16 protein-coding genes are annotated in these 15,278 nt (G+C 73.6%); 5 read left to right on the top strand and 11 right to left on the bottom strand.

The features are described 5' to 3' along the window. Positions 1-2: 2 nt before the first annotated feature. From nuoE to RM780_RS19525, 5 genes are all read right to left on the bottom strand, one after another. Entirely contained in the window at positions 3-839 is an 837-nt protein-coding gene (gene nuoE / locus RM780_RS19545; RefSeq protein WP_311632116.1) for an NADH-quinone oxidoreductase subunit NuoE, read from the bottom strand. 65 nt (positions 840-904) lie between these two features. After that, complete coding sequence (locus RM780_RS19540; protein WP_311632092.1) at positions 905-2,239, bottom strand: NADH-quinone oxidoreductase subunit D; 1,335 nt, start codon at positions 2,237-2,239, stop codon at positions 905-907. Next, complete coding sequence (locus RM780_RS19535) at positions 2,239-2,973, bottom strand: NADH-quinone oxidoreductase subunit C (RefSeq protein WP_311632091.1); 735 nt, start codon at positions 2,971-2,973, stop codon at positions 2,239-2,241. The genes RM780_RS19540 and RM780_RS19535 overlap by 1 nt, the downstream gene beginning before the upstream one ends. A gap of 85 nt (positions 2,974-3,058) precedes the next feature. Further along, positions 3,059-3,613 (bottom strand): NuoB/complex I 20 kDa subunit family protein, encoded by a 555-nt coding sequence (locus RM780_RS19530; protein ID WP_311632090.1) that lies wholly within the window; start codon positions 3,611-3,613, stop codon positions 3,059-3,061. Between the two features lie 34 nt (positions 3,614-3,647). After that, positions 3,648-4,007 carry an NADH-quinone oxidoreductase subunit A gene (locus tag RM780_RS19525; RefSeq protein WP_311632089.1) on the bottom strand — a complete coding sequence of 120 codons (360 nt, stop codon included), beginning with the start codon at positions 4,005-4,007 and terminating at the stop codon, positions 3,648-3,650. A 667-nt stretch (positions 4,008-4,674) separates the two neighbouring features. Here RM780_RS19525 and RM780_RS19520 point away from each other — a divergent pair. Continuing rightward, positions 4,675-5,496 (top strand): C40 family peptidase, encoded by an 822-nt coding sequence (locus RM780_RS19520; protein WP_311632088.1) that lies wholly within the window; start codon positions 4,675-4,677, stop codon positions 5,494-5,496. Positions 5,497-5,601: 105 nt separating this feature from the next. Here the strand turns inward: RM780_RS19520 and RM780_RS19515 are convergent, their stop codons facing one another. Continuing rightward, the gene (locus RM780_RS19515; RefSeq protein ID WP_311632087.1) at positions 5,602-6,885 is read right to left on the bottom strand and encodes a geranylgeranyl reductase family protein; all 1,284 of its coding nucleotides are present in this window, start codon (positions 6,883-6,885) and stop codon (positions 5,602-5,604) included. Positions 6,886-6,912: 27 nt separating this feature from the next. Further along, positions 6,913-7,614: a demethylmenaquinone methyltransferase gene (locus RM780_RS19510; RefSeq protein WP_311632086.1), complete on the bottom strand. Its 702-nt coding sequence runs from the start codon at positions 7,612-7,614 to the stop codon at positions 6,913-6,915. A 108-nt stretch (positions 7,615-7,722) separates the two neighbouring features. Between RM780_RS19510 and RM780_RS19505 the strand changes: the two genes are divergently transcribed. Further along, on the top strand, positions 7,723-8,088 hold the full coding sequence (locus tag RM780_RS19505; RefSeq protein WP_311632085.1) for a hypothetical protein: 366 nt from the start codon (positions 7,723-7,725) through the stop codon (positions 8,086-8,088). 65 nt (positions 8,089-8,153) lie between these two features. Here RM780_RS19505 and RM780_RS19500 read toward each other — a convergent pair whose 3' ends face one another. Then, positions 8,154-8,315 carry a hypothetical protein gene (locus tag RM780_RS19500; protein ID WP_311632084.1) on the bottom strand — a complete coding sequence of 54 codons (162 nt, stop codon included), beginning with the start codon at positions 8,313-8,315 and terminating at the stop codon, positions 8,154-8,156. A 226-nt stretch (positions 8,316-8,541) separates the two neighbouring features. Between RM780_RS19500 and RM780_RS19495 the strand changes: the two genes are divergently transcribed. The 3 genes from RM780_RS19495 (at position 8,542) to RM780_RS19485 (ending at position 11,168) form a co-directional block, all read left to right on the top strand. Continuing rightward, positions 8,542-9,357 carry a hypothetical protein gene (locus RM780_RS19495; RefSeq protein WP_311632083.1) on the top strand — a complete coding sequence of 272 codons (816 nt, stop codon included), beginning with the start codon at positions 8,542-8,544 and terminating at the stop codon, positions 9,355-9,357. A 327-nt stretch (positions 9,358-9,684) separates the two neighbouring features. Next, positions 9,685-10,875 carry a cytochrome P450 gene (locus RM780_RS19490; protein ID WP_311632082.1) on the top strand — a complete coding sequence of 397 codons (1,191 nt, stop codon included), beginning with the start codon at positions 9,685-9,687 and terminating at the stop codon, positions 10,873-10,875. A 44-nt stretch (positions 10,876-10,919) separates the two neighbouring features. Beyond that, complete coding sequence (locus RM780_RS19485; RefSeq protein WP_311632081.1) at positions 10,920-11,168, top strand: ferredoxin; 249 nt, start codon at positions 10,920-10,922, stop codon at positions 11,166-11,168. Here the strand turns inward: RM780_RS19485 and mqnC are convergent. The 3 genes from mqnC to RM780_RS19470 are packed head-to-tail and all read right to left on the bottom strand — an operon-like array spanning position 11,165 to position 15,217. Next, positions 11,165-12,367, bottom strand: a complete 1,203-nt coding sequence (gene mqnC, locus RM780_RS19480; RefSeq protein ID WP_311632080.1) for a cyclic dehypoxanthinyl futalosine synthase — start codon at positions 12,365-12,367, stop codon at positions 11,165-11,167. The two genes, RM780_RS19485 and mqnC, sit on opposite strands and share 4 nt — an antisense overlap. Positions 12,368-12,426: 59 nt before the next feature. Further along, the gene (locus RM780_RS19475; protein ID WP_311632079.1) at positions 12,427-14,337 is read right to left on the bottom strand and encodes a serine/threonine-protein kinase; all 1,911 of its coding nucleotides are present in this window, start codon (positions 14,335-14,337) and stop codon (positions 12,427-12,429) included. Next, positions 14,303-15,217 carry a menaquinone biosynthetic enzyme MqnA/MqnD family protein gene (locus tag RM780_RS19470; RefSeq protein ID WP_311632078.1) on the bottom strand — a complete coding sequence of 305 codons (915 nt, stop codon included), beginning with the start codon at positions 15,215-15,217 and terminating at the stop codon, positions 14,303-14,305. The genes RM780_RS19475 and RM780_RS19470 overlap by 35 nt, the downstream gene beginning before the upstream one ends. Positions 15,218-15,278: the final 61 nt, after the last annotated feature.

The raw sequence follows: 15,278 nt of genomic DNA, 5'->3' as shown, positions 1-15,278 counted from the left end.
TCTCACTCCCCCTCTTCCCTGGCGTTCGTCCCGTCCGCCTCGTCCGTCACCGGGCCCGCGGGGTGGTGCGGGTCGGAGGCGGAGCTGGACAGCGGGGCGTCGTGGCGGCTGAGGTGCGTGCTGGGCGGCTCGGCCCGCGGAACCTCCGGGTGCCGGGGAACGTCCACGGCGGGCGGCCCCGACTCCCCGCGGGCCAGGCGCAGTCCGGCCAGCGAGGCGGGCCCGGCGCTGCCCCCGGCGGCGACCGCGCCCGGGCGTTCGTCGGGGAAGCCGGCCAGGACGCGGGCGGTGTCGCGGAAGCCGGTCAGCGGGGCGCCGCGGGTGGGCGTGACCTCGCGCCCGGCCCGCAGGTCGTCCACGAGGCGCTTGGCGGACTCCACCGTCTGGTTGTCGAAGAACTCCCAGTTGACCATCAGGACGGGCGCGAAGTCGCAGGCCGCGTTGCACTCGATGTGCTCCAGCGTGACCTTGCCGTCCTCGGTGGTCTCGCCGTTGCCGATGCCCAGGTGCTCCTGGAGCGCGGCGAAGATGGCGTCGCCGCCGAGGACCGCGCACAGGGTGTTGGTGCAGACCCCGACCTGGTGCTCGCCGGAGGGGCGGCGCCGGTACATGGTGTAGAAGGTGGCCACCGCGGTGACCTCGGCGGTGGTCAGGCCCAGCGTTTCGGCGCAGAACCGCACGCCGGTGGGCGTCACCCAGCCCTCCTCGGCCTGCGTGAGGTGCAGCAGGGGCAGCAGGGCGGAGCGGCTGCCGGGGTAGCGGGCGAGGATCGCGGCGGCGTCCCGCTCAAGACGGGCCCGGGTCTCGGGCGGGTAGTCCGGGGCGGGCATCGCGGGCATGCCGAGGGACACGTCCCTGCTGACGTTCCCGCCGGCGCCGCCGCCGGCGTTGGTGCTGACGTCGGTCACCGGTCGACGCCTCCCATCACGGGGTCGATGGACGCGACGGCGACGATGACGTCGGCGACCATGCCGCCCTCGCACATCGCCGCCATGGACTGGAGGTTGGTGAAGGAGGGGTCGCGGAAGTGGACCCGGTAGGGGCGGGTGCCGCCGTCGCTGACCAGGTGGACGCCCAGCTCGCCCTTGGGGGACTCGACGGCGGCGTACGCCTGCCCGGCCGGGACCCGGAAGCCCTCGGTGACCAGCTTGAAGTGGTGGATGAGGGCCTCCATGGAGGTGCCCATGATGGTGCGGATGTGGTCCAGGGAGTTGCCCAGGCCGTCGGGGCCCAGGGCGAGCTGCGCGGGCCAGGCGATCTTCTTGTCCGCGACCATGACCGGGCCCGGCTCCAGCCGGTCGATGCACTGCTCGATGATCCGCAGCGACTGCCGCATCTCCTCCAGGCGCAGCAGGAAGCGGCCGAAGGAGTCGCAGGTGTCGGTGGTGGGGACCTCGAAGTCGAAGGTTTCGTAGCCGCAGTAGGGGTCGGACTTGCGCAGGTCGTGGGGCAGGCCCGCGGAGCGCAGGATCGGTCCGGTGGCGCCCAGCGCGAGGGCGCCGGCCAGGTCGAGGTAGCCGATGTCCTTCAGCCGCGCCTTGAAGACGGGATTGCCGGTGCAGAGCTGGTCGTACTCGTTGAGGTTCTTGCGCATGGTGCGGACGAACTCGCGCAGCGCGTCCACGGCCCCCGGCGGCAGGTCCTGGGCGAGCCCGCCGGGGCGGATGTAGGCGTGGTTCATCCGCAGGCCGGTGATCAGCTCGAAGATGTCCAGGCACAGCTCGCGGTCGCGGAAGCCGAAGATCATGACGGTGGTGGCGCCCAGCTCCATGCCGCCGGTGGCGATGGCCACCAGGTGGGAGGAGAGACGGTTCACCTCCATCAGCAGGACGCGGATGAGGCTGGCGCGGTCGGGGACGTCCTCGGTGATGCCCAGCAGCTTCTCCACGCCCAGGCAGTACGCCGTCTCGTTGAAGAAGGGCGTGAGGTAGTCCATGCGCGTCACGAAGGTGGTGCCCTGGGTCCAGGTCCGGAATTCGAGGTTCTTCTCGATGCCGGTGTGCAGGTACCCGATGCCGGCGCGGGCCTCGGTGACCGTCTCGCCGTCGATCTCCAGGATCAGCCGCAGCACGCCGTGCGTGGAGGGGTGCTGCGGGCCCATGTTGACGATGATCCGCTCGTCGTCTGCGCGGTCGGCGACCTCCTGGGCGAGCGCGTCCCAGTCCCCGCCGGTGACGGTGTAGACGGTGCCTTCGGTGGTTTCCCTGGCCCCCGCGGGCCGGGTCGCGTGTGTGGACATCAGCTGTACGACCTCCGCTGGTCGGGAGCCGGGATCTGGGCGCCCTTGTACTCGACGGGGATGCCGCCGAGCGGGTAGTCCTTGCGCTGGGGGTGGCCCTGCCAGTCGTCGGGCATCATGATCCGCGTCAGCGCGGGGTGGCCGTCGAAGATCAGGCCGAAGAAGTCGTACGCCTCGCGCTCGTGCCAGTCGTTGGTCGGGTACGTCTCGACGACCGAGGGCAGGTGCGGGTCGGCGTCGGGGACGCTGACCTCCAGGCGGATCAGCCGCCCGTGGGTGAGCGAGCGCAAGGGGTAGACGGCGTGCAGCTCGCGGCCGGTGTCCGCGGGGTTGTGGACGCCGCTGACGCCCAGGCACAGCTCGAAGCGCAGGGCGGGGTCGTCGCGCAGCGTGCGGGCGACCCGGGGCAGGTGCTCGCGGGCGATGTGGAACGTCAGCTCGCCGCGGTCGACGACGGTGCGCTCGATGGCGGCGGCGGGGTCGACGCCCTGCTCTTCCAGCGCGCCCTCCAGCTCGTCGGCGACCTCGTCGAAGTACCCGCCGTAGGGGCGGGAGGAGGCGCCGGGCATCCGGACGGTGCGGGCCAGGCCGCCGTAACCGGAGGTGTCGCCGCCGTTGTTCGCGCCGAACATGCCGCGGCGGCGGGCGATCGGCTCCCCGGAGCCGCCGGCGGCGGCCGGGCTTGTGCTTGTGTTCCCGTTCACGCCGTCGCCACCGCTGTTGGGGTCGGTCACCGTGCCCCCTCGATCGCTTCTCCGCCCGCGCGGCACAGCGCGGCCATCGTCACCATCCGCGGCCCGGCAGCCGCACGTGCGTCGCTCACCGCAGGAGCCCCTTCATCTCGATCGTCGGGAGGGCCTTGCGGGCCGCCTCCTCCGCCTCGCGGGCGGCCTGTTCGCGGTTGACGCCGAGCTTCTCCTCGCGGATCTTCTGGTGGAGCTTGAGGATCGCGTCCAACAGCATCTCCGGGCGCGGCGGGCAGCCCGGCAGGTAGATGTCGACCGGGACGATGTGGTCGACGCCCTGCACGATGGCGTAGTTGTTGAACATGCCGCCCGAGGAGGCGCACACGCCCATCGAGATGACCCACTTGGGGTTGGGCATCTGGTCGTAGACCTGGCGCAGCACCGGGGCCATCTTCTGGCTGACCCGGCCGGCGACGATCATGAGGTCGGCCTGCCGGGGCGAGCCGCGGAAGACCTCCATGCCGAAGCGGGCCAGGTCGTAGCGCCCGGCCCCCGTCGTCATCATCTCGATCGCGCAGCAGGCCAGGCCGAACGTGGCGGGGAAGACCGACGACTTCCGGGCCAGTCCGGCCATCTGCTCCACCGTGCTGAGCAGGAACCCGCTGGGCAGCTTCTCCTCAAGGCCCATCAGCCTCGCCCCTTTCCCGGTCCCGTGGACCGCATCAGTCCCACTCCAGCCCGCCGCGCCGCCAGTCGTAGGCGTAGGCGACGCCGATCAGGCCGACGAACACCAGCATCTGGACGAGCCCGAACATCCCGAGGGAGTCGAACTGCACCGCCCAGGGATAGAGGAAGACGATCTCGATGTCGAAGATGATGAAGAGCATGGCCGTCAGGTAGTACTTGACGGGAAATCGCCCGCCGCCCGCCGGCTGCGGGGTCGGCTCGACGCCGCACTCGTACGCGTCGAGCTTGGCCCTGTTGTAGCGCTTCGGGCCCACCAGCGCGGCGGTTACCACGGAGAAGACGGCGAAGGCGGCCCCGAGGGCGCCCAGCACGAGGATGGGAACGTACGCGTTCACGCACCACGCTCCTTCCAGTCGACGGCGACTGCTGCCACGAAGATCAGCACCATGTGAGTCAGTTCACAAAGCTGGAGGCATCCTATGCCTCTCCCCCTGTGACCTTCGACACGGGGTCCCCCAACGGCTTTGTGATCTCTCCCACCCGCTGTCGCGGAGCAGTCCGCCGCGCTCCACGCAAGGTGGCCGACCGGCCACCATGCGGTGATTCGGGCCGATTCCTTCCGCCGCCCGCGCGACCACGCGCGGGCGGCGCTCTACCACCGGCCTTCACACGGCCGCAAATTCGCAGCCGATACCACCCTGTGATAAAGGCGCCCCCTTCGCCACCCCCTGTCGCCGGACCCCGGGACAGCGGGCACGCTCGGTGGCGGCGCCCGCGCGGGCCGTTATCCGAGCGTGACATACGCCACGGCGCACGACAGGAGCGGCGGGCCAACGTTGAACGGCCGCCCGCTTCGTGCTAGTCGGCGACCCGGGGCCGGGCAAAGCGGACAAGCCACAGGCCAACGGCCGTTTCCGCACGCCCGGCCGGCCCGCGGCGAGCGAAGCGGCGAACCGGACGAAGAGGGCCAAAGCCGGTCAGGGCCGTGCCGCGTACACGCCAGATGTGACGCAGGCCACGGGAATTGAGATCCGGCGAGAGGTGCTGATAGCCGTTATCCCCATGTCCCCAATTCGTTATCGAGCCGCCCGTGGCCGACATCGCAAGCCCCGGGCCTCCCGCACCACCACGCTCCTGCGCGGCGGCCTGCTGACCGGCGTGGTCGGCACCGTGGCCGTCACCGGAGCGACCACCCCCGCCTCCGCCGGCGAGCAGCCCGCGGAGCGCACCGGGGAACTTCCCATCCTCGACGCCGAGGCCGCCGCCCTGGCCGCCGCCGCGACCGAGACGTACGTCGGCGAGACCACCGCCCGGGACGACTGGCAGCGCGCACAGGACCGCGCCCTCGCCCGGGCCCACGAGCAGGCCGCCGAGCGCCGCGCCGCCGCCGAGGAGGCCGCCGAGCGCCGGGCCCGCGAGCAGGCGGCTGCCGAGGCCGCCGCCGCGGAGGAGGCCGCCGCCGCGGCGGAGCAGGTCCAGACCCTCGCCGCGGCCACCGCCGAAGCCCCCGCGCCCGCCACCGGCGGCAGCGGAAGCGGCTCGGCCGTCGTCGACTTCGTCCGCGCCCAGCTCGGCGACGCCTACTCCATGGGCTCCACCGGCCCCGGCGCCTGGGACTGCTCCGGTCTCGTCCAGGCCGCCTACGCCAGCGTCGGCATCGACCTGCCCCGAACCTCCGGCGAGCAGTCGCTGCGCGGCACGCAGGTCTCCCTCGACGCCCTCCAGCCCGGCGACATCCTCTACTGGGGCGGCGCGGGCAGCGCCTACCACGTGGCGATCTACGCCGGGGACGGGACGTTCATCGGCGCCCAGAACCCCTCCACGGGCGTGGCGCAGCACGACCTCTCCTGGGACAGCCCCTCGGGCGCCGTCCGGATTCTCTGACGCCTCCGGGCGTCGTCCCCCGCACGCGGAGAAGGCTCCCGCGCGGCCGTGTGCCGCGCGGGAGCCTTCGTCGTGTCCGGAGGCCGTGCCCGGGCTCGCCCCCGCTCAGGAGCGGGGCGTCACCTTGGTCAGGCCGTTGATCACGCGGTCCATCGCGTCGCCGCCGCGCGGGTCGGTCAGGTTGGCCAGCAGCTTCAGCAGGAAGCGCATCAGCACCGGGTGGCTCAGGCCGCGCTCGGCGGCCACCCGCATCACCCGCGGGTTGCTGATCAGCGAGACGAACGCCCGGCCCAGCGAGTAGTACCCGCCGTAGGTCTCGGCCAGCACCCGCGGGTAGCCGCGCAGCGCCAGCTCCCGCTGGTGCGGGGTCTGCCGCGCCAGGGCCTGGCTGACGACCTCGGCCGCGATCCGGCCCGACTCCATGGCGTACGCGATGCCCTCGCCGTTGAAGGGGTTCACCAGCCCGCCCGCGTCGCCCACCAGGAGCAGGCCGCGCTCGTAGTGCGGCTTGCGGTTGAACGCCATGGGCAGCGCGGCGCCCCGGATCGGCCCGGTCATGTGCTCGGGGGTGAACTGCCACTCGGCCGGCAGCGAGGCGCACCAGGTGCGCAGCACCTCGCGCCAGTCCAGCTCCTTGAAGTCGGGGGAGCTGTTGAGCACGCCGAGGCCGACGTTGGAGGTCCCGTCGCCCATGCCGAAGATCCAGCCGTAGCCGGGCAGCAGCCGCTCCCGGCCGCCGCGCCGGTCCCACAGCTCGAACCAGGACTCCAGGTAGTCGTCGTCGTGCCGCGGCGAGGTGAAGTAGGTGCGCACGGCCACGCCCATGGGCCGCTTCTCGTCGCGGTGCAGGCCCATCGCCAGCGAGAGGCGGGAGGAGTTGCCGTCCGCGGCGATCACCACGGGCGCGGAGAAGGAGACCTGCTTCTTCTCGTCGCCCAGGCGCGCCTCGACGCCGGTGATCCGGCCGGTGCGCTCGTCGCGCAGCGGGCCGGAGACGTTGCACCGCTCGTACAGCCGGGCGCCGGCCTTCTCGGCGGCGCGGGCGAGCCGCTCGTCGAAGTCGTCGCGCTTGCGCACGAGTCCGTAGTCGGGGAACGCGGCCAGGTCCGGCCACTCCAGCTCCAGGCGCCGGCCGCCGCCGATCACCCGCAGGCCCTTGTTGCGCAGCCAGCCGGCCTCCTCGGAGACGTCGATCCCCATCGCCACCAACTGCTTGACGGCCCGTGGGGTCAGCCCGTCGCCGCACACCTTCTCCCGGGGGAAGGCGGTCTTCTCCAGCAGAGCCACCTCAAGTCCCGCCTGGGCGAGGTGGAACGCGGTGGCCGACCCCGCGGGCCCGGCTCCGACGACGATCACATCAGCGGTCTCGGACACGAGGGCTGCTCCCATCTCTCCCCTGCCTGGTCGCCCCCGAGTCTAGGCCGCCGCCTCCCTGACCCCCCGGTGCAGGGCCACGATGCCGCCGGAGAGGTTGCGCCAGGCGACGTGCCGCCAGCCCGCCTCGCCCAGCCGCGCGGCCAGCCCGGGCTGGTCCGGCCAGGCCCGGATGGACTCGGCCAGGTAGACATACGCCTCGGGGTTGCTGGAGACCCGCCGCGCCACCGGCGGCAGCGCGCGCATCAGGTACTCGGTGTAGACGGTGGCGAACGGCCCCCACACCGGCCGGCTGAACTCGCAGACCACCAGCCGCCCGCCGGGCGCGGTCACCCGCAGCATCTCGCGCAGCGCGGCGCCGGTGTCCTGGACGTTGCGCAGCCCGAAGGAGATGGTCACCGCGTCGAAGACCCCGTCCCGGAACGGCAGCCGGGTCGCGTCGCCCGCGACGAACGGCATCCACGGGGCCCGCGCGCGCCCCGCGGCCAGCATCCCGGCGCTGAAGTCGCAGGGAACGGTGAACGCCCCCGCCGCGGCGAAGGGCTCGGAGGAGGTGCCGGTGCCCGCGGCCAGGTCGAGCACCCGCTCCCCGGGGCGCGCCCCGACGGCGCGGGCGACCTCCTTGCGCCAGCGCCGGTTCTGCCCGAGCGCGAGCACGTCGTTGGTCAGGTCGTACCGGTCGGCCACCGCGTCGAACATGGCGGCGACGTCACGGGGCTGCTTGTCCAGGGAGGCACGAGTCACGGGCCCATTCTCGCCGATGGCCCCGGGGCGCCCCGGCTTACCCCGTTCGGGCGACTTCCCCCCGCTCAGGGGTGAACCGGCCGCCTCCGGGCAACTACGGTGCGTCCCATGACCAGTCGCGTCCTGTTCACCGCCACGGCGGCCACCGCCGCCGTCCTCGCCAGCGCCGCGGGGGCCGCGGCGGCCCCCGCGGCCGACGCCGCGCCGCAGGGCCCGGACCCCATCGGCAGCACGCTCACCGGGGTCACCGACACCCTCGGGTGGGTGTCGGACACCGCGGCCACGACCGTTGCCCCGGCGCTGGGCCTGGAGCTGTACCCGCTGGCCCGCACCCCGGTGAATCCGCTGGACAACTCCGCGGGCGCCCAGGTGGCCGACTTCCGTCCGGTCAGCTCGGCGCTGCTGACGGGGGCGCTCAGCGACGGCATCTCGGGCCAGGAGCTGCTGGGCGGCCTGCCCCTGTCGCTGGGCTGACCCCGCCGCTTACCCCGCCGCCCGGCCGGCCTGACCACCGGCGCGGCCGGCGGGCGCGGCGGTGGTCACTCCTCGCGTTCGGCCTCCAGCTCCGCGTACTCCTCCTCGTGCAGGCCCGCCGCCGCGTTGTAGATCTCGGTCACCAGCGCCCGCGCCGCCGCTCCGTCCACCGCTCCCCCGGACAGCTCCACGAGCCGACGGGTCCATATGTCGATGAAGTCCTCCATGCCCCCATTGCACCCCGCCACCCGCGGGGGCGCACTTCGTCGGCGCGGCGACCGGGGTTCCCGCCCTCCGGCCGTCTCGTGACAATCGTGACCCTTGTGACCAACTCGCTACGGGAACGCCGCTGTTCGGACGTGAACCGCCTCGCCTACGATCGTCCGGAGCGCACAGGCGGACACGGAGGGGCGGGGCGACCATGGGCAAGGAGCGAACGCGGGGAGCCCGGCCGTGAGCGGATACAACTCGCCGTACTCCCCCTACTCCCCGTACCCGGGCGGGCCCGCGGGCCCGCCGCCCCCGCCGCCGGCGAAGAAGCAGAACCAGGGCTGGATATGGGCCGTGCTCGCCCTCCTGGTGGTGGGCGGGGTCGTGGCCGCCGTCGCGCTCAGCGGGAGCGACGACGACGAGGGCGGATCGCAGGGCGGCGGGCCGTTCGGCGGCGGGGGCGCGCCCAGCCAGGCGATACCCACCGCGCCCACGCTCGACCTGCCCTCCACACCCGCCGTGCCGACCGCGCCCACGGCGACGACGCCCACCCCCGACCCGGTGGCCGACGCCTTCGACGCCGTGCAGGCCGGGGACTGCCTGCGCAACTACTACGACGGCGTGCAGTGGGACCCGAGCGAGGTGCCGCAGGAGGTGTCCTGCGAGGGGGCCGGGGCCTTCTACTTCGTCACCAGCGCCGGTCCGACGGCGAGCTGCTCCGGCTCGAACAGCGAGGCGTACTGGTACGCGCCCGTCACGGTGAACCGCACCCTGTGCCTGGCCCGGCAGTACCACGAGGAGCAGTGCTTCGCCGGGGACCACACCTCCGGCGAGGGCGCGGACGCGGTGATCAACGCCCGCATCAACTCCGTGTGGCCCTGCGACACCGACTCCCTCCCCGCGGACACCAACCAACTCCTGCGGATCACGGGCTACTACACGGCGCAGGAGGAGTACCCGCCGGGCTTCTGCGCGGAGAACTCCTCGGACCAGACGATCTATTACTACTGGGAAGTGGACGACGGCGAGTCCGTCATCTGCGCGCTCGTGACCGACTGAGCGACTGAGCGGCTGAGCGGCTGCCCGGCGTCAATGGCCGGGCGGGGCACATCACCCCCGCGGGGGATGGCGAGGGGCGCGGTTCCGGCCAGCCCGGCCCGCCCCTCCCGTCACACGCACCCCGGAAGACCGCAGGGGCGAGCACGACGCACGGTCACCGCTGTGCCACGGTCCGCAAACCTCCTCCCCAAGCCTTGGCCGGTACTCGCCCCCCGCCGCCCGGCGCCGACCGAGGATGGTCCCTGTGCCGACCGACGGAACGGACCCGCCTCCGGTTCCTCTCCGGCACCACCCGGCACACCCCGGCACAGGGAGGGCACACCGACCATGACCGAGGCCACCACCTACACCACCGTCCGGGACGGCATCTTCCACCCCGCGGCGCGCTTACGGATGCTGCGCGCCGAACGTCCCCTGGCGCGCATGACGTTCGCCGACGGGCACGAGGGCTGGCTGATCACGGGCTACGCCCTGGCGCGCGCCGTCCTCGCCGACCCCCGCTTCAGCGCCCGCGGCGAGCTGAAGCACCAGCCCGTCGCCCGCGCGGCCATGCCGGAGAAGCCGCCGGCCGCGCCGCCCGGGATGTTCATCCAGCACGACGGCGCCGAGCACCAGCGTTACCGCAAGCTCCTGGTCGGCCAGTTCACCGTCCGCCGGATGCGGCAGCTCACCGACTGGATCGAGCGGATCACCGAGGAGCACCTGGACCGGCTGGAGGAGGCCGGGCCGCCCGCCGACCTGTTCGAGTCCTTCGCCCTCCCCATCCCCTCGCTGGTGATCGCCGAGCTGCTGGGCGTTCCCGTGGAGGACCGGGAGCGCTTCCAGGAGGACTCCGCGGTCTGGAGCAGCTTCGAGACCGACATGGAGGGCACGGCCCGGGCGTTCTTCGGCCTCACGGGCTACCTGGGCGGGATCGTCGCCCAGCGGCGCGCCGAGCCGCGGGACGACATCATCAGCGGCCTGATCCGCGACGACCCCACCCTCACCGACGAGGAGCTGACGGCCATCGCGTACCTGCTGCTGGTCGCCGGGCACGAGACGACGGCGAACCAGACGGCCCTGGGCGTGCTGGCCCTGCTCACCGACCCCGAGCAGCTCGCGGCCGTCCGCGCGGACCTCACGCGGGTGGACGCCACCGTGGAGGAGCTGCTGCGGTACCTGAGCATCGTGCACCACGGGCCCTCGCGGGCGGCCCTGGAGGACGTGGAGCTGGGCGGGCACCGCATCCGCAAGGGCGAGGTCGTGATGATCTCGCTGGCCGCGGCCAACCGGGACCCCGACCGCTTCGAGGACCCGGAGGCGCTGGACGTCTCGCGCCCGCCGGTGACCCACCTGGGCTTCGGGCACGGGGCCCACCAGTGCCTGGGCCAGCAACTGGCCAGGATCGAGCTGCGGGTGGGGCTGTCCGCCCTGCTGCGGCGCCTTCCCGGCCTGCGGCTGGCCGTTCCGCCGGAGGAGATCAGGCTCCGGCACGACATGCAGGTGTACGGGGTCTACGAGTTGCCCGTCACCTGGTAGGGCCGCGGCGCGGCCTGAGAGAGCCGGAGATGAGGAGTTCGCCGATGGAGATCAGGATTCATCCCGAGCGGTGCCTGTCCGCGGGGATGTGCGCGCTGACCGCGCCGGGGGTCTTCGACCAGGACGAGGAGATCGGGGCCGTGGTGCTGCTGGAGGCCGATCCCCCGCCGGAGCGGCACGACCTCGTCCGCCGGGCCGCGGACTCCTGCCCCAACGGCGCGATCACCGTCCTCGACGGGCCCCCGGACGCCGCGGCGGACGCCTCCGCCCAGGCGCCCGGGGCGAGGTCCTAGCGCCCGGCGGCGTCGATCAGCTTCAGCTCCGGGTGCGCCGTGCCGCCCTCGAGGGCGGTGGAGGACAGGTGCGACACCACCCGGTCGTCGGCCGGGTCCAGGGCCGGGTCCTCGTGGACCACCAGGTGCTCGTAGGTGGTACTGCGCTGCGCGGGGACCCGGCCGGCCGTCCGGATCAGGTGGAGCAGCTCCAGCCGATTCGACCGGTGCCGGGCGCCGGCCGAGGAGACGACGTTCTCCTCCAGCATCACCGAGCCGAGGTCGTCGGCGCCGTAGTGCAGCGAGAGCTGGCCGGCCTCCTTGCCGGTGGTCAGCCAGGAGCCCTGGATGTGCGCGACGTTGTCCAGGAAGAGGCGCGCGGTGGCCAGCAGCCGCAGGTACTCGAAGACCGTCGTCTGCGTCCGGCCGCGCAGGTGGTTGTTCTCCGGCTGGTAGGTGTAGGGGATGAACGCCCGGAAGCCGCCGGTGCGGTCCTGCACGTCGCGGATCATCCGCAGGTGCTCGATCCGCTCGGCGTTGGTCTCGCCGGTGCCCATCAGCATCGTGCTGGTGGACTCCACGCCCAGCCGGTGCGCGGTCTCCATGATCTCCAGCCAGCGCTCGCCGGACTCCTTCAGCGGCGCGATGGCCTTGCGCGGCCGGGCCGGCAGCAGCTCCGCACCGGCCCCGGCGAAGGAGTCCAGGCCGGCGGCGTGGATGCGGCGGATGGCCTCCTCGGCGCTCACGCCGGAGATCCGCGCCATGTGCTCCACCTCGGAGGCCCCCAGCGAGTGGATCACCAGCTGGGGGAAATCCCGCTTGATCGCGGCGAAGTGGCGCTCGTAGTACTCCACGCCGTAGTCCGGGTGGTGCCCGCCCTGGAACATGATCTGCGTGCCGCCCAGCTCGACCGTCTCCGCGCAGCGGCGCAGGATGTCGTCCAGGTCGCGGGTCCACACCTGCTCGCTCTTGGGCGGGGCGTAGAAGGCGCAGAACTTGCAGGCGGTCACACAGGCGTTGGTGTAGTTGATGTTGCGCTCGATGATGTACGTCGCGATGTGCTCCGTGCCGGCGTACCGGCGGCGGCGCGCGGCGTCGGCGGCGCGGCCCAGGGCGTGCAGCGGCGCGAACCGGTAGACGGCCAGGGCCTCTTCCGGGCTGATGCGCCCGCCTTCCGCTGCGCGGTCGAGCACGGTCTGAAGCTCGGCACTCTGGCTCATGGCCCGGTCCCTTCCCTCGCGGCGACCGCACCAGCGTACGTCACGGGCCTGGAGGCCCCTCAGCCGCCGCCCCCGCCACTGCGGGTCAGCCGGCCGGGGGCACCGTCCCCCGTGGGGTCGTAGGACAGGACTCCGTTCTCGTCGAGGCGGAGCACGGCCTCATGGGTCCCCTCGGTGCAGAACGGCCGTCCGCCCGTGGACGCCTCGGGGTCGTGCTCGGCGCGCAGGACGACCTGGCTCTCGCCGGTCTCCTGCAAGGTGAGGCGGTCCACGCAGGTGCTCAGGCCCATGGCGTCGACGGTGGTGACGGTGCCCAGCTCCTCGCCGGTGGCGCCGTCCGCCAGCACGACGGCGATGGTGCCGCCGTTCAGGCCCGGGATCGGCTCCATCGTGCCCTCCCACTCCCCCGCGAACGCCTGGGGCAGCCGCCCGTCGCCGCCCCCGCTCTCGCCCCCGCTCCCGCCGGTGTCGCCGCCGGTCGGGTTCGGGGTCGGTTCCCCGCCCTCGCCGTCGAAGGCCCCCACCAGCCAGGCACCCCCCACCCCGAGCGAGGCCACGGCCACGACGGCCGCGGCCACCGTCCGCCACCTCCGCCGCCGTGCCACGCTCGGCACGGTGCGGGCCCCCGCCGCCGTCTCGCCGACCGTGTCCGCGCCGTACGCGTGCGACCCCCCTGCCGGAACGGCCATGCCCAGGCGCGGATCGGTAACCCCTGCCCCACCGGACGGCCCGGCCTGCGCGCCCCCCGGCCACGAACCGGACGCCTGCGCGGCCCCGGGCGGAGGGGTCTGCGGGCCCGGCCACGGGCTGAAGGCCCCGGTCTGCGCGTGCGCCAGCGGCGAGCCGGGTACCGGAACCTGCGCGTCTCCGGGCGCGGCCCCCGGCGGTGAGCCGGGCGCCCCTGCGCCCGCGGGCGCCTGCGCGGTGCCAGGCGGGATGCCGGGCTGCGAGCCGGTCGCTCTGGCCTCGGTCGGCGCCGCGGCGGCGGGCCAGCCGGCCGCTGGCCCCTGCACCGGAGGCGCGTCGGGCGAGCCGGCCGCAGGCTCCGTCGTCGGGGCCGGCAGTGGTGCCGCCTCCAGGTTCAGCAGGGTGATCGCGTGGCGGGTGGCCTCCTCGACGATGGGCTGGGGGAGCCAGCCGGGGGTGACCAGGGAGGGGGCGTCGCCGCAGGTGGCGGTCAGGTGGGCGGGGGCGGGGCGGCGGGCCGGGTCCTTTTCCAGGCAGGCCGCGACCAGCTCCCGCAGCCACCCGGGCACCTCGTCGAGGCGGGGCTGCTCGTGCACCACCTGGTACAGCAGCTGGGCCGGGGTGTCGCCGGGAAACGGGGCGCTGCCGCCCGCGGCGAAGGCCATCACCGCCCCGAACGCGAAGACGTCCGTGGCCGGGCCGACCTCGCCGCCCACCACCTGCTCGGGCGACATGTAGCCGGGCGAGCCCACCGCCACGCCCGTCGCCGTCAGCTGCGCGGTCGCGTCGGTGGCCCTGGCTATGCCGAAGTCGATCAGCCGCGGGCCCTCCAGGGCGAGCAGGACGTTGGACGGCTTGACGTCACGGTGCACCAGGCCGCGCGCGTGGACCGTGGCCAGCGCCTCGGCCAGCCCCGCGCCGAGCGCCCGCAGCGTGCGTTCCGGCAGCGGGCCGTGCGCGCGGACGGCGGCGTGCAGGTCGGGGCCGGCGACGTAGCCCGTGGCCACCCACGGGATCTCCGCGGCCGGATCGGCGTCCAGGACCGGGGCGGTCCACGCGCCGCCGACCGCCCGCGCGGCGGTCACCTCGCGGGCGAACCGGGCGCGGAAGCGTTCGTCCGCGGCGAAGTGCCTATGGACCACCTTCAGCGCGACCGTCCGGCCACCGGCGCTGCGCGCCAGGTAGACCCGGCCCATGCCGCCCCGGCCCAGGCGGCGCAGGACCCGGTAGGGCCCGACCGTCTGCGGGTCATCCCCGCTGAGGGCTGCCAGCGCCTCCGTCATCCGCGTCCCCGTTCCATCCCTCGTCCTCCCGCGCCGTGCCCGGCGTCAGCAGTTCGACGCCGGCCCCGGCCTGCGCCCGGCCGATGCGGCGGGCGAATTCGCGGATGCCGGCCACCTGGCGTTCGCCCAGCCGGAAGTCGAGCGTAGTGAAGTACCGCTCCAGCGTGGCGGCGTCGAAATCCTCCCACCGGGCGGCCTGTTCGGCGACCTTCCCCACCTCGGCCAGGGACAGGTCCCGGGAGGCGAGGAACGCCCGGTGCACCTCGGCCACGGTCTCCGGCTCGTCCCGGAGGTAGTCGCGGCGCACGCCCCAGACGGCGAAGACGAACGGCAGCCCGGTCCACTCGCGCCACAGGGCGCCGAGGTCGTGCACCTCCAGGCCCAGGCGGGGCGCGTCGTGGAGGCTGGCGCGCAGGGCGGCGTCACCGATGAGGACGGCGGCCTCGGCCTCCTGCATCATCAGCCCGAGGTCGGGGGGGCAGGTGAAGTACTCGGGGGTCAGTCCGTAGCGCTCGTCCAGCAGGAGGCGCGCCAGCCGCACGGAGCTGCGGGAGGTGGAGCCCAGGGCGACGCGGGCGCCGTCGAGGCGTTCCAGGGGGGTCTGGGAGACGATCACGCAGGACATCACCGGGCCGTCGCAGCCGACGGCGATGTCGGAGAGGGCGACCAGCCGGTCGGTGTGCTTGAGGAACTCCACCAGCGGAATCGGCCCGATGTCGAGGTCCCCCTCGACGAGGGCCTGGCCCAGCTTGTCGGGGAGGTCCTTGGCCAGCTCCAGGTCGAGCAGGGTGCCGGTCCTGGCGAGGCCCCAGTAGAGGGGGAGGCAGTTGAGGAACTGGATGTGGCCCACCCGGGGGCGTTTCCGGTGGTGTGTAGTCACCCTTGGGAGGGTACGCCTGAGGTCGTGCGAGTCAGCGGCCAGGCAAGTCAGGAGTGCCTGG

It is taken from the genome of Streptomyces boetiae, assembly GCF_031845405.1.
Taxonomy (GTDB): Bacteria; Actinomycetota; Actinomycetes; order Streptomycetales; family Streptomycetaceae; genus Streptomyces; species Streptomyces boetiae.
The sequence above is the reverse complement of the archived record's forward strand: the minus strand, read 5'-3'. Positions and strand labels throughout refer to the sequence as shown.